The organism is Terrihabitans soli (assembly GCF_014191545.1).
Lineage (GTDB): Bacteria > Pseudomonadota > Alphaproteobacteria > Rhizobiales > Methylopilaceae > Flaviflagellibacter > Flaviflagellibacter soli.
In genome coordinates, this window is the sequence record NZ_AP023361.1 from 2,654,916 (window position 1) to 2,676,396 (window position 21,481).

The 21,481-nt window shown below is 61.6% G+C and carries 20 protein-coding genes; 8 read left to right on the forward strand and 12 right to left on the reverse strand.

Annotated features, from left to right (window positions below; all coding sequences use genetic code 11):
* Window positions 1-34 precede the first annotated feature (34 nt).
* A complete protein-coding gene (locus tag IZ6_RS13815) occupies window positions 35-517 on the reverse strand; it encodes a hypothetical protein (RefSeq protein ID WP_222875621.1) in 483 nt (160 codons plus the stop codon).
* A gap of 77 nt (window positions 518-594) precedes the next feature.
* Between IZ6_RS13815 and IZ6_RS13820 the strand changes: the two genes are divergently transcribed.
* Window positions 595-1,005: an HIT domain-containing protein gene (locus IZ6_RS13820; protein ID WP_222875622.1), complete on the forward strand. Its 411-nt coding sequence runs from the start codon at window positions 595-597 to the stop codon at window positions 1,003-1,005.
* On the opposite strand, the gene IZ6_RS13825 is transcribed toward IZ6_RS13820, so the two are convergent.
* The 3 genes from IZ6_RS13825 to IZ6_RS13835 are packed head-to-tail and all read right to left on the reverse strand — an operon-like array spanning window position 1,006 to window position 3,180.
* Window positions 1,006-1,518 (reverse strand): hypothetical protein, encoded by a 513-nt coding sequence (locus tag IZ6_RS13825; RefSeq protein WP_222875623.1) that lies wholly within the window; start codon window positions 1,516-1,518, stop codon window positions 1,006-1,008.
* A 51-nt stretch (window positions 1,519-1,569) separates the two neighbouring features.
* On the reverse strand, window positions 1,570-2,430 hold the full coding sequence (locus IZ6_RS13830; protein WP_222875624.1) for a prephenate dehydratase: 861 nt from the start codon (window positions 2,428-2,430) through the stop codon (window positions 1,570-1,572).
* Between the two features lie 15 nt (window positions 2,431-2,445).
* Window positions 2,446-3,180, reverse strand: a complete 735-nt coding sequence (locus tag IZ6_RS13835) for a 3-deoxy-manno-octulosonate cytidylyltransferase (RefSeq protein WP_222875625.1) — start codon at window positions 3,178-3,180, stop codon at window positions 2,446-2,448.
* A 179-nt stretch (window positions 3,181-3,359) separates the two neighbouring features.
* Here IZ6_RS13835 and IZ6_RS13840 point away from each other — a divergent pair, with 179 nt between their 5' ends.
* The 6 genes from IZ6_RS13840 to IZ6_RS13865 all read left to right on the forward strand — a co-directional run bounded on the left by IZ6_RS13840 (window position 3,360) and on the right by IZ6_RS13865 (window position 11,706).
* Window positions 3,360-3,986 carry a c-type cytochrome gene (locus IZ6_RS13840; RefSeq protein ID WP_222875626.1) on the forward strand — a complete coding sequence of 209 codons (627 nt, stop codon included), beginning with the start codon at window positions 3,360-3,362 and terminating at the stop codon, window positions 3,984-3,986.
* A 97-nt stretch (window positions 3,987-4,083) separates the two neighbouring features.
* The gene (locus IZ6_RS13845) at window positions 4,084-5,922 is read left to right on the forward strand and encodes an extracellular solute-binding protein (RefSeq protein ID WP_222877641.1); all 1,839 of its coding nucleotides are present in this window, start codon (window positions 4,084-4,086) and stop codon (window positions 5,920-5,922) included.
* Between the two features lie 7 nt (window positions 5,923-5,929).
* Entirely contained in the window at window positions 5,930-7,789 is a 1,860-nt protein-coding gene (locus IZ6_RS13850) for an extracellular solute-binding protein (RefSeq protein ID WP_225873914.1), read from the forward strand.
* Window positions 7,790-7,799: 10 nt separating this feature from the next.
* Window positions 7,800-8,912: a microcin C ABC transporter permease YejB gene (locus tag IZ6_RS13855; RefSeq protein WP_222875628.1), complete on the forward strand. Its 1,113-nt coding sequence runs from the start codon at window positions 7,800-7,802 to the stop codon at window positions 8,910-8,912.
* Window positions 8,912-10,084, forward strand: coding sequence for an ABC transporter permease (locus IZ6_RS13860; RefSeq protein ID WP_222875629.1), 1,173 nt, complete (start codon window positions 8,912-8,914; stop codon window positions 10,082-10,084). Before IZ6_RS13855 ends, IZ6_RS13860 begins: the two co-directional genes overlap by 1 nt.
* Complete coding sequence (locus IZ6_RS13865; RefSeq protein WP_222875630.1) at window positions 10,081-11,706, forward strand: ABC transporter ATP-binding protein; 1,626 nt, start codon at window positions 10,081-10,083, stop codon at window positions 11,704-11,706. Before IZ6_RS13860 ends, IZ6_RS13865 begins: the two co-directional genes overlap by 4 nt.
* Here the strand turns inward: IZ6_RS13865 and IZ6_RS13870 are convergent, their stop codons facing one another.
* On the reverse strand, window positions 11,707-12,495 hold the full coding sequence (locus tag IZ6_RS13870; protein WP_222875631.1) for a C40 family peptidase: 789 nt from the start codon (window positions 12,493-12,495) through the stop codon (window positions 11,707-11,709).
* Complete coding sequence (locus IZ6_RS13875) at window positions 12,485-13,891, reverse strand: leucyl aminopeptidase family protein (protein ID WP_222875632.1); 1,407 nt, start codon at window positions 13,889-13,891, stop codon at window positions 12,485-12,487. Before IZ6_RS13875 ends, IZ6_RS13870 begins: the two co-directional genes overlap by 11 nt.
* 124 nt (window positions 13,892-14,015) lie before the next feature.
* Here IZ6_RS13875 and IZ6_RS13880 point away from each other — a divergent pair, with 124 nt between their 5' ends.
* Window positions 14,016-14,654, forward strand: a complete 639-nt coding sequence (locus tag IZ6_RS13880; protein WP_222875633.1) for a tetratricopeptide repeat protein — start codon at window positions 14,016-14,018, stop codon at window positions 14,652-14,654.
* A gap of 9 nt (window positions 14,655-14,663) precedes the next feature.
* Here the strand turns inward: IZ6_RS13880 and IZ6_RS13885 are convergent, their stop codons facing one another.
* From IZ6_RS13885 to IZ6_RS13910, 6 genes are read right to left on the reverse strand one after another with little or no spacing between them, the layout of a single operon-like run.
* Window positions 14,664-15,641 (reverse strand): type II secretion system F family protein, encoded by a 978-nt coding sequence (locus tag IZ6_RS13885; RefSeq protein WP_222877642.1) that lies wholly within the window; start codon window positions 15,639-15,641, stop codon window positions 14,664-14,666.
* 4 nt (window positions 15,642-15,645) lie between these two features.
* The gene (locus tag IZ6_RS13890; RefSeq protein WP_222875634.1) at window positions 15,646-16,617 is read right to left on the reverse strand and encodes a type II secretion system F family protein; all 972 of its coding nucleotides are present in this window, start codon (window positions 16,615-16,617) and stop codon (window positions 15,646-15,648) included.
* A 3-nt stretch (window positions 16,618-16,620) separates the two neighbouring features.
* Entirely contained in the window at window positions 16,621-18,120 is a 1,500-nt protein-coding gene (locus IZ6_RS13895) for a TadA family conjugal transfer-associated ATPase (RefSeq protein WP_225873915.1), read from the reverse strand.
* A 3-nt stretch (window positions 18,121-18,123) separates the two neighbouring features.
* A complete protein-coding gene (locus IZ6_RS13900) occupies window positions 18,124-19,353 on the reverse strand; it encodes a CpaE/TadZ family protein (RefSeq protein WP_222875635.1) in 1,230 nt (409 codons plus the stop codon).
* 31 nt (window positions 19,354-19,384) lie between these two features.
* A complete protein-coding gene (locus tag IZ6_RS13905; RefSeq protein WP_222875636.1) occupies window positions 19,385-20,098 on the reverse strand; it encodes a CpaD family pilus assembly protein in 714 nt (237 codons plus the stop codon).
* 2 nt (window positions 20,099-20,100) lie between these two features.
* Window positions 20,101-21,471 (reverse strand): type II and III secretion system protein family protein, encoded by a 1,371-nt coding sequence (locus IZ6_RS13910; RefSeq protein WP_225873916.1) that lies wholly within the window; start codon window positions 21,469-21,471, stop codon window positions 20,101-20,103.
* Window positions 21,472-21,481 lie beyond the last annotated feature (10 nt).

Sequence of the window (21,481 nt, forward strand, 5' to 3'; positions counted from 1 at the left end):
CTCTATATCGGACTTTGGCCGCCGGGATGCAAGATCAGCAGCTTGCGGCGGTAAATTGCGGGGAAACCTTGAGAGAATGCGAGAGGCGCTCGACCACAGGGTCATAGGTTGAGCGCTCGGCCTCCGGATAGCGGATCAGGAAGGTATGCGCGTAGCGCCCGCCGCAGGAGATATGGGTGCGGCCATAGACGATCTCGCCCGCGGCATAGCCGGAATAGGCCATCCAGCCGCCCTTCCTCCGCTGATAGGTGACATCGACATCCTTCAGGAACGCCTCCTGGAGGAAGGATTTGAGATCGCGGCCATGAAGATCGTCCATGGTGAGCACGAGCCGGCCGCCACCTTTTAGCGCGAACTCGCCTTTAGCCGGGCGCGAGGCCGGATAATCGACGAGATGATCGGGATACGCGATCGACAGGCCAAATTGTTTGCTGGTGAAGACCGGCCAGTTCTCCTGCGCCGCAAGCGGACCGCAGAGGTCGACGAGACAGACAACACCCAAAACGAGCCGTCGCATATTCATTTCCTCCCGCCGCTCAACGAGGTGGAAGCTTAGCGGTTCCCGCAAGGCTTTGGATCGGGCATGGTCGCGCCATGAGTTTTTCCCTCCACGACCGCCTCGCCGCCGACACCCTCCCCGTCTGCGATATGAAACTCTGCACCGTGCTCCTGATGAACGATGCGCGCTTTCCCTGGCTCGTGCTTGTGCCGCGGCAAGAAAACCTCGTCGAGATTCTCGATCTCGGCGCTGCCGAACGCGGCATTCTGATCGAAGAGATCACACGCGCCGGTGAGGCGCTGAGGTCCGCCGCGCCCTGCGACAAGCTGAATATCGGCGCGCTCGGCAATCTTGTGCCGCAGCTTCATATCCATGTTGTGGCGCGTGTCGAAGGCGATGCCGCCTGGCCCGGCCCGGTCTGGGGCTCGGGCACTGCAAAACCCTATGACAAAGGCTGGGCGGAAGGCCTTGCGGATGCGCTGCGCAAGAAGCTGCGCGACAGCTGATCAGCCGCCGCAGGCTTTCAGCAATTTATCGATCGCAACATCGGCGCCCTTAAGATCGAGCTCCTGCGGCTTTGCACCAGAAATGATGAGCGCCGCATCCGAGTTCGAACGGAATTTCTGCAGGATCGCGGCGGTCTTCGGGACGAAAAAATCGACAAAGATGCCGCCCGACATTTCTTCGGGCTGGAACGCCGCCTTCACATTTTCCTTCACGACATTGTCGCCGCCGGCAAAGCGGATTTCGACGCTCTGATTTTCGAGACGCGCGCGCATGCCATCCGCGCCGGTCTTCATGCCGTTCGGCTTGTCGATATCCGCATGCCAGGAGAGTTCGACGGTCGTGCGCTCTTTCGTGCAGCTCATAAAGAAGCGCACATCGTCGCTGTTCGGCACACCGAAATTGATCGAGTAAATGCCTTCCGACTGAAAGACATCGCTCCAGGCCACCTCTTCAGCGAGCGTGGATGCGGGAAGAAGGCAAAGACAAGCGAGAACCAAAGGAACCGAGCGCATGCCGAAGTCTCCTCAATGAGGGAAGCATGGCAGATTGCGCGCCGAAAACAATCAGCTTTGCTTTTTGCGCTCCGCATAGCGGTAGGGCGCGCCGTGATAGACGCCGAGAATCTTCACCTCGGCGGAGAAAAAGGCGAGTTCTTCCAGCGCCAAACGCACATTTGCGTCGTCGGGATGACCTTCCACATCGGCATAGAACTGTGTGGCCACGAACTCGCCTTCGAGCTGATAGCTCTCGAGTTTGGTCATGTTTACCGAATTCGTCGCAAAACCGCCGAGCGCCTTGTAGAGCGCGGCCGGCACGTTGCGCACCTTGAACACGAACGTTGTAACGACAGGCCCGTTTCCCTTCGGCGCCCAGTCGGGCTCCTTCGACAGAATGATGAAGCGCGTCGTGTTGTGGTCTTCGTCGGCGATATCTTTGGCGATGATGTCGAGGCCGTAGATTTCGGCGGCAAGCTTCGAGGCGATCGCAGCGCGCGTCATATCCGTTGTTTCGGCAAGACGGCGCGCGGCGCCCGCCGTGTCGGCGGCGATACGCGGCTCAAGCCCGAGCTTGCGCAAGGTCACGCGACACTGACCGAGCGCCTGCGGGTGGCTGTAGGCGGATTTGACGGTGGCGAGCGTCGCGCCTTTCACCGCCATCAGCTGGTGCTGTATGGGCAAGAAGAATTCGCCGACAATATTCAGCCCCGAGGTCGGCATAAGATGATGAATGTCCGCAACGCGGCCGGCGACCGAGTTTTCGACCGGAATCATCGCAAGGCCCGCCGATCCCTCGATGACCGCGGCGAACGCGTCTTCGAAAGTGGGCTTGGCCACAGGCGTCCAGCCGGGAAACGCCTCCGCACAGGCGATGTGCGAATTGGCGCCGGGCTCGCCCTGATAGACGATGGATTTCTTGGCGGACACGTCAGCAAACTCCGGTCATAGCGGGCGCGCCTTCAGGATATCCCGGGCGCGCTCGAGGTCATGTTCTGTATCGACGCCGAGCGGTACGTCGTCGACGAGGGCGGCATCTATACGCATTCCGGCTTCAAGAGCCCTTAACTGCTCCAACCGCTCCCGCTTCTCCAGCGTCGAGGGCGGGAGGCGCACAAAACGGGCAAGGGCGGCCCGGCGCCAGACATAAAGCCCGATATGATGAATGAGCTCGCCCTCGCCCCAAGGCGCCGTCGCCCGGGTGAAATAGAGGGCGCGGCGGCGGAGCCCCTCGCCCGTGCCGACCAGCTTCACGACATTCGGATCGGTGATTTCCGACGGGCGGCGGATGACCGCGCCGAGCGTGCCGAGATCGACCTCCGGATCGTCCAGAAGCTCGACCGCCTGGCGGATGATCGACGGATCGACGGTCGGCAGATCGCCCTGCACATTGACGATCCGGTCATAGAGCCGATCCGGGTCGATCTTCTCCAGCGCCTCGTAGATGCGGTCCGAGCCCGAAGCATGGTCGTGCCGCGTCAGGATTGCTGTGCCGCCTTCCCTCTCCACGGCAGCAACGATTTCGGGCGAATCGGCCGCGACCGCCACCGGCCCGACGCCGGATTCGAGAGCCCGCCTCAGGACATGGACGATCATCGGCGCGCCGGCGATGTCCGCCAGGGGTTTGCCGGGCAGGCGGGTAGACCCTAGGCGGGCGGGGATAAGAACGAGTGAGGGCATGGGCTTAGGAGCAGTATGTAATTGTTCTATTCAGGCGGCAAAAAGTAGCAGTGCGCCGCCTCTATACGAGTTGTCATCGGCGCGGGAAAGCGGCTAGGTTCCGCGCGTCTCGGGGGCGCTTGTAGACCCCGATTCCTGCGCCTGTTTTCGCGTTTTTTAGACGCTTTCCGGAGACCGGAATGGACTCGTTTGAGGTCAATAAAATCCTCGGCGCCGTACTCGGCACGCTGACCTTCACGGTGGCCCTTATTATCGGTTCCGACATGCTGTTCGGCGCTCACGCCCCGGAAAAGCCCGGCTATGAGCTGCCCTCCCCGGCCGAAACGGCGGGTGCGGGCCATGGCGGCGGCGCCCCCGCTGCTGCGCCGGTCGAGCCGATCGCGAACCGCCTTGCCGTTGCCGATCCGGCCAAGGGCGAGGCGCTCACCAAGCAGTGCCTGTCGTGCCATAGCTTCGAAAAAGGCGGTCCGAACAAGGTCGGCCCGAACCTCTACGGCGTCATCGGCAATCATCACGCCCATCTGGAAGGCTTCGGCTATTCGGCGGCGATGAAGGAAAAGTCGGGCGAACAGTGGACCTTCGAAGCCATCGACCACTTCCTGGAGAATCCGCAGGCAGCCGTTCCGAAGACCGCGATGAACTTTCCGGGCCTCAAAAAGCCGGATGCGCGCGCCAATCTGATCGCCTGGCTGAACAAGAATTCGGATAATCCGCTGCCCCTGCCGCCGCCGACCGCTCCGGGCGATGCGGCCGCCCCGCCCGCTGGCGGCGCCCCGGCTCCGGCCGCTCCGGCCAAAGCTCACTAACACGTCATTTCCCGGCGGCTCGCCTCTGGCAAGCCGCCGGTTTTACGACATAATCTCCGCTAGGCTGGGGCCTCGGTCACTCCGGAGAGACATGCGTATGATTGCCGACCGCCTTGCGGCCGCCCTCCTAGCCTTTTGCCTCCTTACGCCCCCGGCCTTTGCCGAGGATGCCTGGGTTCATGGCCTTGCTCTGAACGGGACGGTCAAATATCCGCCGGGCTTCGCGCATTTCGACTACGTCAATCCGAATGCTCCGAAGGGCGGCACGCTGCGCCTGTCCGCCATCGGCACCTATGACAGCTTCAACACCTTCATCCCGCGCGGCTCCCCGGCCGGCGGTGCCGGTTTCATCTACGAGACGCTGATGACGGCAGCTGCCGATCAGCCGTCGAGCCAATACGGGCTTCTCGCGGAAGCGGCAAAATCCCCGCCGGATATTTCCTCCGTTACCTATCGGCTGCGCGCGGGCGCCAAATGGCACGATGGAAAGCCGGTGACGCCCGAAGACGTGATCTTCTCGCTGGAGGCCCTGAAAGCCGCGCATCCGCGCTATGCGGGCTATTACCGCAATGTCGTGAAAGCCGAGAAGACCGGCGAGCGCGACGTGACCTTCAGCTTCGATCAGACCGGCAATCGCGAACTGCCCTATATTGTCGGCGAGCTCACCGTCCTGCCGAAACATTATTGGGAAGGCACGGACGCGACGGGTACCAAACGCGATCTGACGAAAACGACGCTTGAGGCGCCGCTTGGCTCCGGCCCCTACCGCATCAAGCCCGGCTTCCAGCCCGGACGCACCCTCACTCTGGAGCGCGTACCTGATTACTGGGGCAAGGACATCCCGGTACGCAGCGGCACGAATAATTTCGATGAAGTTCAATTCACCTATTACCGCGATGCCGTCGTCGCGCTCGAAGCGTTCAAAGCCGATCAGTACGACTTCCGTCAGGAAAACATCGCGAAGAACTGGGCGACCGCCTACGACTTTCCGGCGCGGCGCGACGGCAAAGTCGTTCTCGAAACACACCCCATCCGCAGCTCGGGCGTTATGCAGGCGTTTTCGTTCAATACGCGCCGCGCGAAATTCCAGGACCCGCGCGTCCGTCGCGCGTTCGACCTCGCCTTGAATTTCGACGACATGAACCGCTCGCTGTTTTTCGGCCAGTACAAGCGGATTGAGAGCTATTTCCAGAACACCGAGCTTGCCTCAAGCGGCCTGCCGCAAGGGCGCGAGCTCGAAATCCTCAACGAGGTGAAAGGCGAAGTTCCGCCTGAGGTTTTCACCACGCCCTATAAATCGCCGCAAACGCCGACGCCCGAAGCCTTGCGCGATAATCTGCGTGAAGCGCTGAAGCTTCTCGGGGAAGCCGGATGGACCATCAAGGAAAACGGCGGCAAGCGCGCGCTGGCCAATGCGGCCGGCGAGACCATGAAAGTCGAGTTCCTCCTCGACGGGCCGACCTTCGAGCGCGCGGTTCTTTCCTACAAACCCAATCTCGAACGGCTCGGAATCGAAGTTTCGGTCCGCACCGTCGATGCCTCGCAATATGAGAACCGCATGCGCGCTTTCGATTTCGACATGACGACGGACGGCTGGGGCCAGTCTTTGTCGCCCGGCAATGAGCAGCGCGATTTATGGGGCTCGGCCGCAGCAGACCGCGAAGGATCGCAGAATACGATCGGCATCAAAAATCCGGCGATCGACAAACTCATCGACAAGGTGATCTACGCGAAAGACCGCGAAGAGCTTGTCGCCGCCACGCACGCGCTGGACCGCGTCCTGCTCTGGAACCACTATGTCGTGCCGCAATGGACGACGCCGGAATACCGCTTTGCCTATTGGAAGCGGCTTGCCCACCCCGAAAAGCTGCCGGAATACGGACTGGATTTCCCGGACGTCTGGTGGTCGGCCGATGCCAAACCTCCCACCCCATGAGACGTTCTTGATCGACCGGCGCAGCGTTCTTCTTCTCGGCGGCAGCGCAGCTGCGACGGCGCTCATGCCGCGCGGTGCGGCAGCGCAGACGCCCGCTGCCACGAGCCACGGCATGTCGATTTTTGGCGATCTGAAATATCCCGCCGGGTTCAAGCATTTCGACTATGTGAATCCGACCGCGCCGAAAGGCGGGCGGTTTTCCTATTCGCCGAGCATGTGGGCTTACAATCAGAACCCCAACACCTTCAACACGCTGAACACGCTGATCGTCAAAGGCGACGCGCCGGTTGGACTGACGATTATATTTGCGAGCCTCATGGTGCGTGCGCTCGATGAGCCGGATGCGATCTACGGGCTTGTCGCCGAAAGCGTCACCGTCGAAGACGAAAAAATCCTCTACCGGTTCAAGCTGCGGCCCGAGGCGCGCTTTCATGACGGCACGCCGATCACTTCCGAAGACGTGAAATTCTCGATCGACACACTGAAAAAAGACGGCCATCCGAGCCTCGCTCAGCCGCTCCGCGATGTCGCCGCCGTTGAAATCTCGGGGCCCCACGAGGTCGCGGTCCGCTTTACCGGCAAGCAGCCGCGCGATGTGCCGCTGGCCGTTGCCGGACTGCCGATCCTCTCGAAGGCGTTCTACACAACCCATCCCTTCAATGAATCGACGATGACGCCGCCGCTCGGTTCGGGTCCCTACAAGGTTGGCGCTATGGCCGCCGGCCGTTTCATCGAATATGAACGCGTCAAGGACTGGTGGGGGAACGATCTCCCGGCGGCGCTCGGCCAGAACAATTTCGACATTGTCCGCGTCGAGTTCTTCCGCGACCGCCAGGTCGCGCTCGAAGGCTTTAAAGGCGGCACCTATTGGTATCGCGAAGAGTTCACCTCGCGCCATTGGGCGACAGCTTACGATTTCCCGGCGCTCATGGAAAAGCGCGTCATCCGCTTCGAACTACCCGACGAACGCGCTTCCGCCGCGCAGGGCTGGTGGATCAATCTCCGCCGCAAGAAGTTCCAGGACCCGCGCGTGCGCGAGGCCCTCGATCTCGCCTTCGATTTCGAATGGACCAACGCCAAGCTGATGTACGGCTCGTACACGCGCACGCATTCGGTATTCGAAGGCTCCGATATGAAGGCCGTTGGTCTTCCTTCCGCGGAGGAGCTTGTGCTTCTCGAACCTTATCGCGGCAAGATTCCGGATGAGGCGTTCGGCGAACCCTATGTTCCGCCGGTCAGCGACGGCTCGGGCAAGGACCGCAAACTCCTGATGCGAGCCCAGAAGCTTCTTCAGGACGCCGGGCTGAAGCGTGAAGGCGGCACGCTGCTCGACAGCGAAGGAAAGCCGTTCGAAATCGAATTTCTCGACGACGACCCGATCTTCTCGCCGCATGTCCAGGCTTACATCAAGAACCTTGAATTTCTGGGTATCAAAGGATCGCAGCGCATCGTCGATGCGGCACAGTTCAATCTGCGCGAAAACGAGTTCGACTTCGACCTCATGCCGCGCCGCTTCGCGTTCACCTCGACGCCGGGCGAGGCGCTGCGCCGCTATTTTGGCTCGGAAGCCGCCGATATCAAAGGCTCCGTCAATCTCCCGGGCGTCAAAGATCCGGCGATCGATGCGCTGATCGAGGTCGCCGTGAATGCCGATACGCGCGAGAAGCTGAACATCGCATGCCGCGCGCTCGACCGGGTGCTGCGCGCGGGGCGCTATTGGGTGCCGCATTGGTACAAAGGCACGCACTGGATCGCGACCTGGGATGTTTTCAGCCGTCCCGAGACCAAACCCCGCTATGGCCTCCCGTCCGAAACCACATGGTGGTTCGATACGGAAAAAGCCGCGCGCATCGGCATAAAGCTGTAGAACAGCAGCCATGGCCGCCTATATCGCCCGCCGCCTTCTGCTGATGATCCCGACCCTGGTCGGCATTATGCTGATCACATTCGCCATCGTTCAGTTCGCGCCGGGCGGGCCGGTCGAGCGCATTATCGCGCAGATTCAGGGTTCTGACGTTTCGGCCACCGGCCGGTTCGGCGGCTCCGCCGGCGGCGATCTTGGCAATGCCCCCACACCCGGAAACTTCTCCGGCGACCCCGTCACAAACCGCTATCGCGGCGCGCAGGGTCTCGATCCGGAATTCATCAAACAGCTCGAAAAGCAGTTCGGCTTCGACAAGCCGGCGTATGAGCGCTTCTTCCAGATGCTGTGGAACTATGCGCGCTTCGATTTCGGCGACAGCTATTTCCGCGACGTCTCCGTGTTGAGCCTGATCGCCGAAAAAATGCCGGTATCGATTTCGCTCGGGCTCTGGATGACGCTTCTCACTTATGCCATTTCGATCCCGCTCGGCATCAAGAAGGCCGTCACCGACGGCTCGCGCTTCGATGTCTGGACATCGACCCTGATCATTGTCGGCTACGCTATCCCGGGCTTTCTGTTTGCGATCCTTCTGATCGTTCTTTTCGCGGGCGGCTCCTTCCTCGACTGGTTCCCGCTGCGCGGCCTGACTTCGGATAATTGGAGCGCCCTGCCCTGGTATTCGAAGATCATCGATTATTTCTGGCATCTGACGCTGCCGCTGTTCTCGATGGCCGTCGGCGCATTTGCGACGGCGACACTTCTGACCAAGAACTCGTTCCTGGACGAAATCCGCAAGCAGTATGTCCAGACGGCACGGATGAAGGGCCTCACCGAACGGCGCGTTCTTTACGGGCACGTCTTCCGTAATGCGATGCTGATCCTCATCGCCGGATTTCCCGGAACCTTCATAAGCGCCTTTTTCACCGGCGCGCTTCTGATCGAGACGATCTTCTCGCTCGACGGGCTCGGGCTTTTGGGCTTTGAGAGCGTCGTCAACCGCGACTACGGCGTCGTTTTCGCGACGGCCTATATTTTCGGTCTGATGGGCCTCATCACCGGCCTGCTCTCGGACCTGACCTATGCCTGGGTCGATCCGCGCATCGACTTCGAAAGCCGGCGGCTCTGATGGCGTCCGCTCTTCCGCCCGTGATCCCGCCGCCTGCTCACAGCAGCGCACCGATTACCGAGCCGCCGCCGCGCCGAGAACGCTTCAACGTATCGCCGATCAACCGCCGCCGCTGGCGGACCTTCCGCGCCAATCGCCGCGGGTTCTGGTCGCTTGTTGTTTTTCTCGTGCTGTTCGTCGGCTCTCTGTTTGCCGAGTTCATCGCCAACGATCAGCCATTCATGGTCTATCATGACGGCGGCATCTATATGCCGGCGTTCAAGACCTATTCGGAGACGGATTTCGGCGGCGATTTTCCGTCCGATGCCGATTACCGCGATCCTTATCTGCAAAAGCTGATTGCGGACAAAGGCGGCTTCATGATCTGGCCGCCGATCCGCTATTCCTACGACACGATCAATCTCAACCTTCCGGTCCCCGCGCCGGCGCCGCCGACTTGGATGCTGACGGCCGAGCAATGCCAGACGGCGGGATCAGCCCCCGATTGCGCGGGTCTCGAATGGAATTGGCTCGGTACTGACGATCAGGGACGAGATGTCGTTGCGCGTCTCATTTACGGCTTCCGCATCTCGGTTCTGTTCGGCCTGATACTGACGATCGCGTCCGCCATTATCGGCGTCAGTGCCGGCGCGGTGCAGGGCTATTACGGCGGCTGGATCGATCTTCTGTTCCAGCGCTTCATCGAAATCTGGACCTCGATCCCGACGCTTTATCTCCTCATCATCCTGTCGGCCGTGCTCGCGCCCGGCTTCTGGATTCTGCTCGGCATCATGCTGCTGTTTACCTGGGTCGGGTTTGTCGGCTTTGTGCGCGCCGAATTCCTGCGCGCGCGCAATCTCGAATATGTCCGCGCCGCGCAGGCGCTCGGCGTCGGCACCAAGACAATCATGTGGCGCCACCTTTTGCCGAACGCGACGGTCGCGACCTTGACCTTCATGCCGTTTATCCTCAACGGCTCGATCACAACGCTCACCTCGCTCGACTTTCTCGGATTCGGCCTGCCGCCCGGCTCGGCCTCGCTCGGCGAGCTTCTCGCCCAGGGTAAAGCCAATCTTCAGGCGCCCTGGCTCGGCATTATGGGCTTTCTGTCCATCGCCGTGATGCTGTCGCTGCTCGTCTTTATCGGCGAGGCGGTGCGCGATGCTTTCGATCCGCGCAAGAGTTTCGCATGAGCGAGACGCCGCTTCTTTCGGTCCGCGATCTTTCCGTCGCTTTCGGTCAGGGCGGCAACGAAATGCTGGCCGTCGACCGCATCTCGTTCGATATCAAGAAGGGCGAGACGCTGGCGCTTGTCGGCGAATCCGGTTCCGGAAAATCCGTCACCGCGCTGTCGATCCTGAAGCTCCTGCCCTATCCGGCAGCAAAACATCCGTCGGGAGAAGTTCTCTTTCGCGGCGACAATCTCCTCGACGCCGACGAGCGGGATCTGCGCCGCGTACGCGGCGCCGATATTTCCATGGTCTTCCAGGAGCCGATGACCTCGCTCAATCCGCTGCACTCGATCGAGCGGCAGGTCGGCGAAATTCTGGAAATCCATCGCGGCTGGTCGAAGACGAAAATCCGCGCCCGCGTTCTCGAACTTCTCGAACAGGTCGGTATCCGTAATGCGGCAGAACGGCTCGATGCTCTGCCGCATCAGCTGTCCGGCGGCCAGCGCCAGCGCGTGATGATCGCGATGGCTCTGGCGAACGAGCCCGATCTTCTTATCGCCGACGAGCCGACAACGGCGCTCGACGTAACGGTTCAGGCGCAGATCCTGAAGCTGCTCGAAGAGCTTCAGCAAAAGCTTGGCATGGCGATGCTGTTCATCACGCACGATCTAGGTCTTGTGCGCAAGATCGCCGACCGCGTCTGTGTGATGACGCGCGGCAAGATCGTCGAAACCGGTCCTGTTGCCGATGTCTTCGGCAAACCGCAGCACGACTATACGAAACATCTTCTGGCCGCCGAACCGAAAGGATCGCCGCCACCGGTCGACACAAAGGCGCCTATCATCGTCTCAAGCGATGATCTCAAAGTCTGGTATCCCATCAAGCGCGGCTTCTTCCAGAAAACGGTCGGGCATGTGAAAGCCGTCGATGGTGTCAGCGTGCAAGTCCGCGAAGGACAGACGCTCGGCATTGTCGGCGAATCCGGCTCCGGCAAAACGACGCTCGGCCTTGCACTTCTGCGCCTCATCTCGTCCGAAGGTCCGATCGTCTATCTCGGCACCCGCATCGACGATAAAGACCGTGCCGGCATGCGGCCTTTGCGCAAGGACATGCAGATCGTTTTCCAGGATCCGTTCGGATCTCTCTCGCCGCGCATGCCCGTGGTCGATATCGTTGCCGAAGGCCTGAAAATCCACGGCGCGAAAAGGTCCTCAGCGGAACACCGTGCGGCGGTGGCAAAGGCGCTCGAAGAGGTTGGTCTCGATCCCGCGCATATGGACCGCTATCCGCACGAATTCTCCGGCGGGCAGCGTCAGCGCATCGCGATTGCCCGCGCCATGGCACTCAATCCAAAATTCGTTGTTCTCGACGAGCCGACCTCAGCACTCGATATGTCGGTGCAGGCGCAGATCGTCGATCTCTTGCGCGATCTGCAGAAGCGCCACGGGCTGTCCTATCTCTTTATCTCGCACGATCTCAAAGTGGTGCGGGCGCTGGCGAGCGAGGTTCTCGTTCTAAAAGACGGCAAGGTGATCGAGCAGGGCACGGCGCGCGAGATTTTCGATGCACCGAAGAACGATTACACAAAGGCGCTGATTGCTGCGGCGCTCGATCTCGAAGTCGCCGGCGCAGCCGCGCGCTGATCAGATGCGGCGGATCGAGGTGATTTCGCTGCCCGCGGCTTTGATCCGCGCAATAGCTTCTTCCGCCGGTTCGATTGCAACTGCCATATGATGCGCATTGGCGTGGATGAGTGTGCCGTCGCCGCGCGCAATCGCAACATGGCCTTTCCAGAACACAAGATCGCCGCGCTGCAACGCTGAGCCGCGCTCGAACGGAACTTCGGCGCCGATCGCCTTTTCCTGCAGATCGGTATCGCGCGGCGCTTTTGTGCCGACGGCATCGAGAGAGATCTGGACCAGGCCGGAGCAATCGAGCCCAAGGCTCGTCTTGCCGCCCCATAGATAAGGTGTACCGGCAAAGCGCTCGGCAACCGCAACAAAATCCTTCTCCGTATGCGCCAGCGATTCGAGATGACGCGCCACGGCATAGCCGCGCGGGGCGATGATCGCGAAGGGCCCCTGCTCGCCTATCACGGTGACGCGACTGCCGATGGACAGCATTTCATGCGGCGGCAGTTTGATGTCGGGGCCGGGGAAAACGAAGCTGCGCAGCGCTGTGACGCGATGCGTCGGCTGAAGCGGCGTATCGAGCGCCCAGCCGGGCAGCCAGCCGACATAAAGATCGTTCTGCAGCTGGACATGCGCCCAGCCCTCATTCTGGCCATACACCTCGACCGGTTCGCCGAAAATCGCCTCGGTCAGAAGCGGCGCGTCGGGACGCGGCTCCTTGCGCAAAGGCGCGGCCCCGGCAGCGATGCGCGCCGGAATACCAATGCCTTCCGGCGGCGTCAGACGCGGATCAGGCGCCATAGCGTTCCTTCAGAAGGCCGTAGATGGCGCGGATGGCATGCGCTTCGCCGCCTTCCGGACGGCCGGGGCGCGCCGAGGGCGTCCAGGCGAAGATGTCCAAATGCGCCCAGGCTTTGGCGTTTTCGACAAAGCGCTTGAGAAACAGCGCGGCGATGATCGAACCGGCATGACCACCGCTCGCGACATTGTTCATGTCGGCGATCTTGGAATCCAGAAGGCGATCGTACCGCTGCCACAGCGGCAGGCGCCAGACGGGATCGTTTTCCGCAAAGCCGATGCGCATGAGATCGTTTGCGAGCGTATCATCATCCGTGAAAAGCGGCGGAAGCTCGGGCCCGAGTGCGACGCGTGCCGCGCCGGTGAGCGTTGCCAGATCGATCAGAAGATCGGGCGCTTCCTCATCGGCTAAAGCCAACGCATCCGCGAGAACAAGACGCCCTTCAGCGTCCGTATTGCCGATTTCGACGGAGATGCCTTTTCGGCTGCGATAGACATCGCCCGGGCGGAAGCTCGTCCCGGACACAGAATTTTCGACGGCAGGAATGAGCACGCGCAGGCGCACCTGCAGGCGCGCATCCATGATCATATGAGCAAGGCCGAGCACATTGGCGGCGCCCCCCATATCCTTCTTCATGATCAGCATGGCCGCATCGGGCTTGATGTCGAGGCCGCCTGTGTCGAAGCAGACGCCTTTGCCGACAAGCGTCACGCGCGGATGAGTTTCCTCACCCCAGGAAAAGTCAATCAGCCGCGGCGCGCGCGGGCTCGATGAGCCGACCGCCTGGATCAGCGGGAAGCCGCGTTCAAGCTCTTCTCCCGTGACCGACACAAACCAGCCGCCATGACGTCCGCACAATTCACGGGCCGCTGCCTCCAACTCGTCCGGCCCCATATCGTTTGCTGGTGTATTGACGAGATCGCGTGCGAGGCGAACGCCTTCGGCGATGCGGAAGATTTCCGCCGGATCGACGCCATCCGGCAGCACGATCTGCACCGTGCGGATATCGGGTTTGCGGTAGCGGTCGAATCTGTAGGTGCCGAGGAGAAAGCCGACCAGAGACAGGCGCGGATCCGCAAGCTTGCCTTCAAAACGATAGGCACCGGCCGGCAGATCGCGGGCGAGATTTGCGGCCAGGAACGGATCGCGGCTCGGCGCATCGTCCGGCTCGACGCCGAAAATGACGCCCAGGATCGCACCATCGGCGCCGGGCACGAGAAGAACCCGGCCGGGCGCAGGCTCATAGGCAACAGATGTCATCCAGGCGCGGGCCGCCTCCGGCAGATGCGCCGCATCCTGCCCCTTTGCGAGGGGCCAGATCGGAAGAGCCGGAGAACCGGGGGGCAGAAGAAGAAGATGCACAAAAGACCTCGACGCGCACACAGCTACAAACAGCATATCCGGGGCTTTATGGCGCGATACGGCCCCCCGGCCGATATGCCCGTTTACCAAGCATTAGGGTTAACGGCTGTAAATATTTGGTCTCGCCGATGGGTCGGCGCAACCGCATTTCTGGGTCTCAATGCCCTTTTTTGACAGCACTTTTCGCCGCTCGCTTCTTGCCGCCGTGGCGGCAACCGCCCTTCTGACGGGCTGCGCCACCAAAAAGGAGCCGGCTGTGACCGGCTCGATCGAAAGGTCCGCTCCGGCGCTCGAACAGGCCAAATCGCTGGCCAAGGCCGGGCGCAATGAGGAGGCTCTCGCCGCCCTCGCGAAAATGAACGGCAAGACGCCCGATTGGCGCGCCTATAACCTCCAGGGCACCATCCTCGACCGGATGGGCCGGATGGACGACGCGCAGAAGCAATATCAGGCGGCCCTCAAGCTCGCGCCGAATGATCCGGGCGTGATGTCCAATCTCGGCCTGTCGCTCGCTTTGTCGCAGAAGCCAACCGAAGCCGAGAGCATACTGCGCCGCGCCGCGGCGCTGCCGACGGCAACCCCGAAAGTGCGACAGAACCTCGCCCTCGTTCTTGCGCTGCAGGGAAAATATGCCGAAGCGGAAGAACTCGCCCGGCGCGATCTTCCGGCCGATCAGGCGGCGGCAAACGTCAAATACTGGAAGCAGACGATGAAGCCGGCGGCCGCCAAGGCACAGGCGCCGACAGCAGCGCCGAAGCCGAAGGACCCGGTTGAGACCGGCAGCCTCAATCTGCGCTGAGACGTCGGCTTATCGGAAGTCCATCACCTGCATGATCGCAGGGCCGATGATGACGATAAACAGCACCGGCAGGAAGAATACGATCATCGGCACGGTGAGCTTCGGCGGCAAAGCTGCGGCCTTCTTCTCCGCTTCGTTCATGCGCATATCGCGGTTTTCCTGCGCCATGACGCGCAAGGATTGCGCAATCGGCGTGCCGTAGCGCTCGGACTGGATCAAGGCGCCGGTGACCGCGCGCACGCCGTCGAGACCGATACGGTTGGCGAGGTTCTCATAAGCCTGCCGGCGATCCTGCAGATAAGACATCTCCGCCGATGTCAGGACGAACTCTTCGGCAAGCGCGATCGACTGTTCGCCTATCTCCTGACTGACCTTTCGGAAAGCAGCTTCGACCGACATGCCGGCCTCGATGCAGATCAGCAGAAGATCGAGCGCATCCGGGAAAGCCCTGCGGATCGATTGCTGACGCTTGGAGATCTTGTTCTTCAAAAAGATCTGCGGCGCCTTGATGCCGACATAGGCGGCAAAGATCGCAACGCCGAGCTTGACGACGGCCGGCTGATCGAAATGCGTGATCACGAACATATAGAGCAGCGAGAAAACAAAGAGCGCGATCGGCGTGACGAAGCGGAAAAACAGGAAGACTGTCATCGGTGCGGTGCCGCGATAGCCCGCCATGGTCAGTTTTTCCTTGGCGTCATCGGTCGACAGATGCTTGGCGAGATCGAACCGGTCGACGATCTTCTTCATATAGGCCTTCGGCTCACGCCGCAGACTTATGGCCGAGCCGCGCGCAATACGCTCCCTCTCTCGCGCGCGCATGAGGTCGCGCTCAAGCGCCACCGCCTTCATGCGGCGGCCGAGCTGATCGCGCTGCAGCAGCGGCATGGCGACCGTCACCACCGTCATGGTGGCGGCAAGGCCTGTGAACAGCATTACCAGGACATCACGGTCCGCCAGTTTATCAATCAGGCTCACGTCGATAATCCGATCAGAAGTCGAAATTGATCATGCGGCGCATCGTCAGAATGCCGCACGACATCCAGAACGCACCGACGCCAAGCAGGATGTAACCGACCTGGCGCGTCCAGAGTTGCGATATGTATTCAGGGCTGACGATGTAGACGAGCGTGCCGACAATCATCGGCAAGGAACCGATGATCCAGGCGGAGGCTTTCGCTTCGGCGCTCATCGCCTGGATTTTTCCGAGCATTTTCGAGCGCTCGCGCAGCACATTGGAGAGATTGCCGAGCGCTTCGGAAAGATTGCCGCCCGATTTCGACTGGATGTTGATGACGATGGCGAAGAAATTCGCCTCCGGCAGGCCGAGCCGCGTATAGAGCCGCTCCACCGCCTCGCCGAGCGGCATGCCGACCGTCTGCATTTCGATAACGCCGCGGAATTCCGATTTCACCGGCTCCTGTGATTCCGCGGCAACGATGCGGAAGCAGTCGCCGAGCGGAAGACCGGATTTCACGCCGCGCACAATGATGTCGATGGCGTTCGGAAATTCCTTGATGAACGCCTTCTGCCGGCGCTTGGCCAGATATTTCAGAATCCAGCGCGGCACGCCGAGCCATCCGACGAATGCGGCGACGGGCACGACATAGATCGAGCCGCTGAACACCAAAGCGAGTACCGCAAGGATGAGCGCGCATATCGCGCTGATCACGCGATATTTCTTGACGCTCCAGGTCAAACCCGCCTGCTCGATCCGCGTCTTCAGCGGCGGATTGCGCAAGTTCTCCTGCTTCTTTTCAAGATCTTTCAGGCTTTCGGCGACCTGGCCACGGCGCAGAGCCGTCTCGCGCGGATTGGCGGCAACGCGCGGGCCGGCCTCGAAAATGCTTTTCTGGCGTTTCTCCGCCCGCTCATCGACGAGCCACGGATAGGCAAGCGCATACAGCACGCCGCCTGTTGCGACGCTGGCAAGACCGAAAACAACGATCTGCTTCACATCCATCGGCTAGCCTCTCAGCTCATCCGCGATTTCGGAGCGGTCGATGGCTTCTGCCAGGCGATTCTCTTCGCCGTAATAGCGCGCGCGCTCCCAGAAGCGCGGCCGCGCAATGCCCGTCGAGCGATGACGGCCGAGAATGCGGCCGTGCTGATCCTCGCCGAGGATCTCATAGACATAGATGTCCTGGGTCGTCACGACCTCGGATTCCATGCCGACAACTTCGGTGATGTGGGTGATGCGGCGCGAGCCGTCGCGCAGGCGCTGGGTCTGGATGATGACGTCGATCGAGGTCGCGATCATCTCGCGGATCGTACGGGCCGGCAGGCTGAAGCCGCCCATGGAGATCATGCTTTCCATACGCGACAGGGCTTCGCGCGGCGAGTTGGCGTGCAGCGTACCCATCGAGCCGTCATGGCCGGTATTCATCGCCTGCAAGAGATCGAACGCCTCGGGTCCGCGGACTTCGCCGACGATGATGCGTTCAGGACGCATACGCAGGCAGTTGCGGACGAGATCGCGCATCGTGATCTGCCCCTCGCCTTCCAGGTTCGGCGGGCGCGTTTCGAGACGCACGACATGCGGCTGCTGGAGCTGAAGCTCGGCGGCGTCTTCGCAGGTGATGATGCGCTCATCGGATTCGATGGCGTGCGTCAGGCAGTTCAGAAGCGTCGTCTTGCCCGAGCCGGTACCGCCGGAGATGATCGTGTTGCAGCGCGAGCGTCCGATGATACGCAGGATCTCGGCGCCGTCGGCTGTGATCGAGCCGTATTTGGTCATCTGATCGAGCGTGAGCTTGTCGCGCTTGAACTTACGAATGGTGAGTGTCGGGCCGTCGAGCGCCAAGGGCGCGACGATGACGTTGACGCGCGAGCCGTCGGGAAGGCGCGCATCGCAGATCGGTGAGCTTTCGTCGACTCTGCGGCCAACCTGGCTGACGATGCGCTGGCAGATGTTCAGAAGCTGCGAGTTGTCGCGGAAACGCACATTCGTCAGCTGGATCTTGCCGGAGACCTCGATATAGGTCTTCTCGCTGCCATTGACCATGATGTCGGCGATGTCGTCGCGCGCCAGAAGCGGCTCGAGCGGACCGTAGCCGAGAACGTCGTTGCAGATGTCGTCGAGTAGTTCTTCCTGCTCGGCAATCGACATTACGAGATTTTTAAGGGCGATGATCTCGTTGACGATGTCGCGGATTTCTTCGCGCGCGCTATCGGGATCGAGCCGCGCAAGCTGCGCAAGGTCGATGGCCTCGATCAGCGCCGAGAAGATGGCGCTTTTTGTTTCGTAATAGCTGTCGGAACGGCGCGTCTCTGACGCGGCCGGCGGCGGCGCGCGCATCGGCGGAAGTGCCGTCATAACCGACATCGCACCGCCGGGAACCGCTTCCGAACCCGGCAGGCGCGGCGCGGCAGGCGTTGTCGGCGCCGTCGAGAGGCCGAGCACGAGGTTCGACGGCGTCGGAGGGGCGCCCGCATCGGTTCGGCGCTTTCCGAATCCGCCGCTCATATCTTAAGCCCTCTTGCGCAGGCGCGCCAACGGATTGAACGAACGCTTGGCTGTGCGTTGTTCGGTGCGGCCCGTCACCTGGCGCGCGATATCGAGGAACTGCTCGTTCAGCTTATGCGAAGCCGAAATCTCGGCGATCATCTGACCGTTGTTGGACGCCGTGCCGAAAAGCTGCGGCTCGAAGGCGATGACCGCCGACGGCTCAACATCGAGCGCTTTCGCAAATTCCGACGCTTTAATCTCCGGGCGTTTCGGCAGGCCGACCTGATTCAGAACCAGGCGCGGCGGCGCATCGTGCGGCCGCTGTCCGCGCGTCAGATCGATGATATTCTTCGCGTTGCGCAGATTGGCGAGATCGGGGCTCGCGACCACGACGATCTCATCCGCGACGATCAGAGCGCGCTTCGACCAGGCCGTCCAGCAATGGGGCACATCAAGCACGATGCTGGGAGCGCTGTTGCGCAGAATATCGTACAGGCCGTCGAAGGCGTCCCCCTGGAAATCATAGGTCCGGTCGACGGTTGCGGGCGCGGCCAGGAGGCTGAGATGGGCGGTGCACTTTGTCAGGAGGCGGTCGACAAGATTTGAGTCGAGACGGTCCGGCGCAAACACGGCATCGGCGATGCCCTGCGGAGGATCCTGATTGAAGTCGAGACCGGCTGTGCCGAACGCCATGTCGAGATCGGCAACGACGGTCTGCTGATCGAAATTGCGCGCGATGGACCACGCAACATTGTGAGCGACGGTCGAAGCGCCGACACCGCCTTTGGCGCCGACAAAGGCAACGACCCGGCCGAGCGGCTCGGCGTCCGGGGCCCGGAACAGTTCGGACATCGTGCGCACGAGATCCAGCGCCTGAATGGGCGCGACGAGATATTCTGAGATGCCGCGGCGCATCAGATCGCGATAAAGCAGCACGTCGTTGACGCGGCCGATCACGATGACCTTGGTTCCGTAGTCGCAAACCTCGGACAGCTTATCGAGGCACGACATCAGAACCGGGCGGCCGCCATCGGTCTCGATGATGATGACGTTCGGCGTCGGCGAATTACGGTAGGCTTCAACAGCGGCCGGCGCCCCGCCCATCTGGAAACGCAGATGGGCTTTCTCCATGCGCCGGTCTTCGGCGGCATTCTGCACGGTCTGGGCGACTTCCGGCGTTTCGCAGAACGCCTGGATCGAGACTCGCGGCAGCGAAGCGATCTGAAGGACTTCTGCCTCGCTGATGTCCATTGCGGCCGCGTCTGGCGCGGTTGCCTTAACGTCAGTCACTTTTTGTATCCACGGTTTCCTTAGGATAGGTGGTCACCGTCGGTTCACCCTTGCCGTACTTGCCTATGACGGTCGAGCGGCGCGTCGCCGAGGCCGAGCTCTCGGCGCGCGGACGGATGAAATCCTCCGGGTCCTCGACCTGCGCCGCGAGATTTTGCTGAACCGCGCAACCGAGATTCCAGTCCGAGCGATTGCGGTTCGATTCCGTGGGGTCGCGATAGCCGATATCGCCCGGCCATTGCCCGCACGGATGCGGCACCTTTGCTTCGAGAACGGGGAATTCGAGACGCACGGGCGCCAGATGTCCGGGACCGTCGGCCTGATAGATAACCGTGCTGACCGCGGAAGCGGGAATGCCATTGATGCCGAAGATCCGGCGAATCTCCCGCGCAGCATTCGCCGATTGCTTGTCCGTGAGCCGATCGGCGCCCCTTGGCACCTGGATTGTCAGCTTTCCGCGACCGCGCTTCTGCCAATCGGCGGCGAAGGCCTGAATATCCGCAACCTGCCGATCGGTCAGACCGCTCGGCCCGCCACCCGGCAGAAGGTCCATCGTCGACAGTCCACGCGTCACATTGATCGGATGACGGATGCGATGATCGTCCGGAATCGCGCTGGTGTAGTCGCCGTTGCGCTGGGACGCGCAGCCCGCGACGCCGAGCGTCAGCGCTGCGAGAAGAGAAAGGGAAAGAATTGGGGCGCGCATAATCATTCCACCGTGTAGCCGATCGGCCCCTGATATCCGCCCTTCCGCATCAGTCCGGGGGCGTAAATGTTGTTCAACTGACCGAGGAAGAAGGTGTCTGTGTCGCTCGGATTGCTGAAGCCGTCATCGGGCAGAGCGAGCTTGTCGCGGCCGTTGGGCTTGGCAATGTAGGGCGTCACGATAACGACGAGCTCCGTCTGACCCCGCTGATAGTCACGGCTGCGGAACAAGGAGCCGAGAACCGGAAGATTGATGAGGCCGGGCGTACCGCGAATGGCCTGCCGCGATTTGTCCTGCAGAAGACCGGCAATCGCATAGGAGCCGCCGGACGGAAGTTCGACCGTCGTATTGGCGCGACGCACCGAAAGCGCTGGAATACTCAGATTGTTGACCTCGATCGCGCCTTCGCTGCTGAGCTCGGACACTTCCGTGCCGATCTGCAGGCTGATGCGGCCCGACGACAGAACAACAGGCGTGAAGGTCAAACCAACACCGAATTTCTTGAACTCGATGGAGATTTGGTTGTCGTCGCGGCCAACGGGCACCGGGAATTCGCCGCCGGCGAGAAACTCGGCGCGCTCGCCTGAGATTGCCGACAATGTCGGTTCGGCAAGCGTCCGCAGCAGGGCCTTCTCCTCGAGAGCCTCGAGCGTTGCTTCCACGAAATTTCCGCCCCATTCATGCCGGATGCCGAACGCACCGGCGACCGAGGCGAAATCGGTCGGATCGAGAATACCGCCGACGCTGGTGCCGCCGGAAACGCCGGAGAACTCCCAGTTGATGCCGAGTTGCTTGGTCGTGTCGCGCTTCATCTCGACGACCGACACTTTCAGCATCACCTGATCGCGGTTTTCGATCGCCAGCGCGTTGACGACTTTTTCGGGCGCACCGACGAGATTGGCGGCGATGGCGCTTGCGGTCGCAGCTTCCGCCGGTGATTTCACCGAACCTGTCAGAACGACTGAATCGCCAACCGCCGATGCCGAAACCATTCCTTCGGGTATGGACGTCAGGAGGTTATTGCGGATCGGAGACATGTCGCGCGCGACGGAGACGGCAAGGCTTTCGATCTGATTGCCCTGCGCGTCGAAGAAAATGATGTCGGTCTCGCCGAGCGCAATGCCGATCAGATAAGCCTTGCGTGCCGAACGCACGACGGCGTTGGCGATCTTCGGATCGGCGACGAGCACTTCGGCGGCATTCGACGGCAAATCGACGACATAGGATTTGCCGATACCGAGCGTCACCACGCGGCCGCCCGTATTCGAGCTCATGCCCGAATAGGCGACGCCGCGATCCGCCGCCGTGGCGGGAATCATCTGCGGCACGAGAAGCAGCGCAACCAGCGCAAGGCTTCTCGTTAAAGACGGCATGCCAGCCGGT

Coding starts and splice junctions, on each gene's coding strand:
- IZ6_RS13815 (WP_222875621.1), bottom strand. CDS start 517: ATGCGACGGCTCGTTTTGGGTGTTGTCTGTCTCGTCGACCTCTGCGGT.
- IZ6_RS13820 (WP_222875622.1), top strand. CDS start 595: ATGAGTTTTTCCCTCCACGACCGCCTCGCCGCCGACACCCTCCCCGTC.
- IZ6_RS13825 (WP_222875623.1), bottom strand. CDS start 1,518: ATGCGCTCGGTTCCTTTGGTTCTCGCTTGTCTTTGCCTTCTTCCCGCA.
- IZ6_RS13835 (WP_222875625.1), bottom strand. CDS start 3,180: ATGCCCTCACTCGTTCTTATCCCCGCCCGCCTAGGGTCTACCCGCCTG.
- IZ6_RS13840 (WP_222875626.1), top strand. CDS start 3,360: ATGGACTCGTTTGAGGTCAATAAAATCCTCGGCGCCGTACTCGGCACG.
- IZ6_RS13845 (WP_222877641.1), top strand. CDS start 4,084: ATGATTGCCGACCGCCTTGCGGCCGCCCTCCTAGCCTTTTGCCTCCTT.
- IZ6_RS13855 (WP_222875628.1), top strand. CDS start 7,800: ATGGCCGCCTATATCGCCCGCCGCCTTCTGCTGATGATCCCGACCCTG.
- IZ6_RS13860 (WP_222875629.1), top strand. CDS start 8,912: ATGGCGTCCGCTCTTCCGCCCGTGATCCCGCCGCCTGCTCACAGCAGC.
- IZ6_RS13865 (WP_222875630.1), top strand. CDS start 10,081: ATGAGCGAGACGCCGCTTCTTTCGGTCCGCGATCTTTCCGTCGCTTTC.
- IZ6_RS13870 (WP_222875631.1), bottom strand. CDS start 12,495: ATGGCGCCTGATCCGCGTCTGACGCCGCCGGAAGGCATTGGTATTCCG.
- IZ6_RS13875 (WP_222875632.1), bottom strand. CDS start 13,891: ATGCTGTTTGTAGCTGTGTGCGCGTCGAGGTCTTTTGTGCATCTTCTT.
- IZ6_RS13880 (WP_222875633.1), top strand. CDS start 14,016: ATGCCCTTTTTTGACAGCACTTTTCGCCGCTCGCTTCTTGCCGCCGTG.
- IZ6_RS13890 (WP_222875634.1), bottom strand. CDS start 16,617: ATGGATGTGAAGCAGATCGTTGTTTTCGGTCTTGCCAGCGTCGCAACA.
- IZ6_RS13895 (WP_225873915.1), bottom strand. CDS start 18,120: ATGAGCGGCGGATTCGGAAAGCGCCGAACCGATGCGGGCGCCCCTCCG.
- IZ6_RS13900 (WP_222875635.1), bottom strand. CDS start 19,353: ATGGACATCAGCGAGGCAGAAGTCCTTCAGATCGCTTCGCTGCCGCGA.
- IZ6_RS13905 (WP_222875636.1), bottom strand. CDS start 20,098: ATGCGCGCCCCAATTCTTTCCCTTTCTCTTCTCGCAGCGCTGACGCTC.
- IZ6_RS13910 (WP_225873916.1), bottom strand. CDS start 21,471: ATGCCGTCTTTAACGAGAAGCCTTGCGCTGGTTGCGCTGCTTCTCGTG.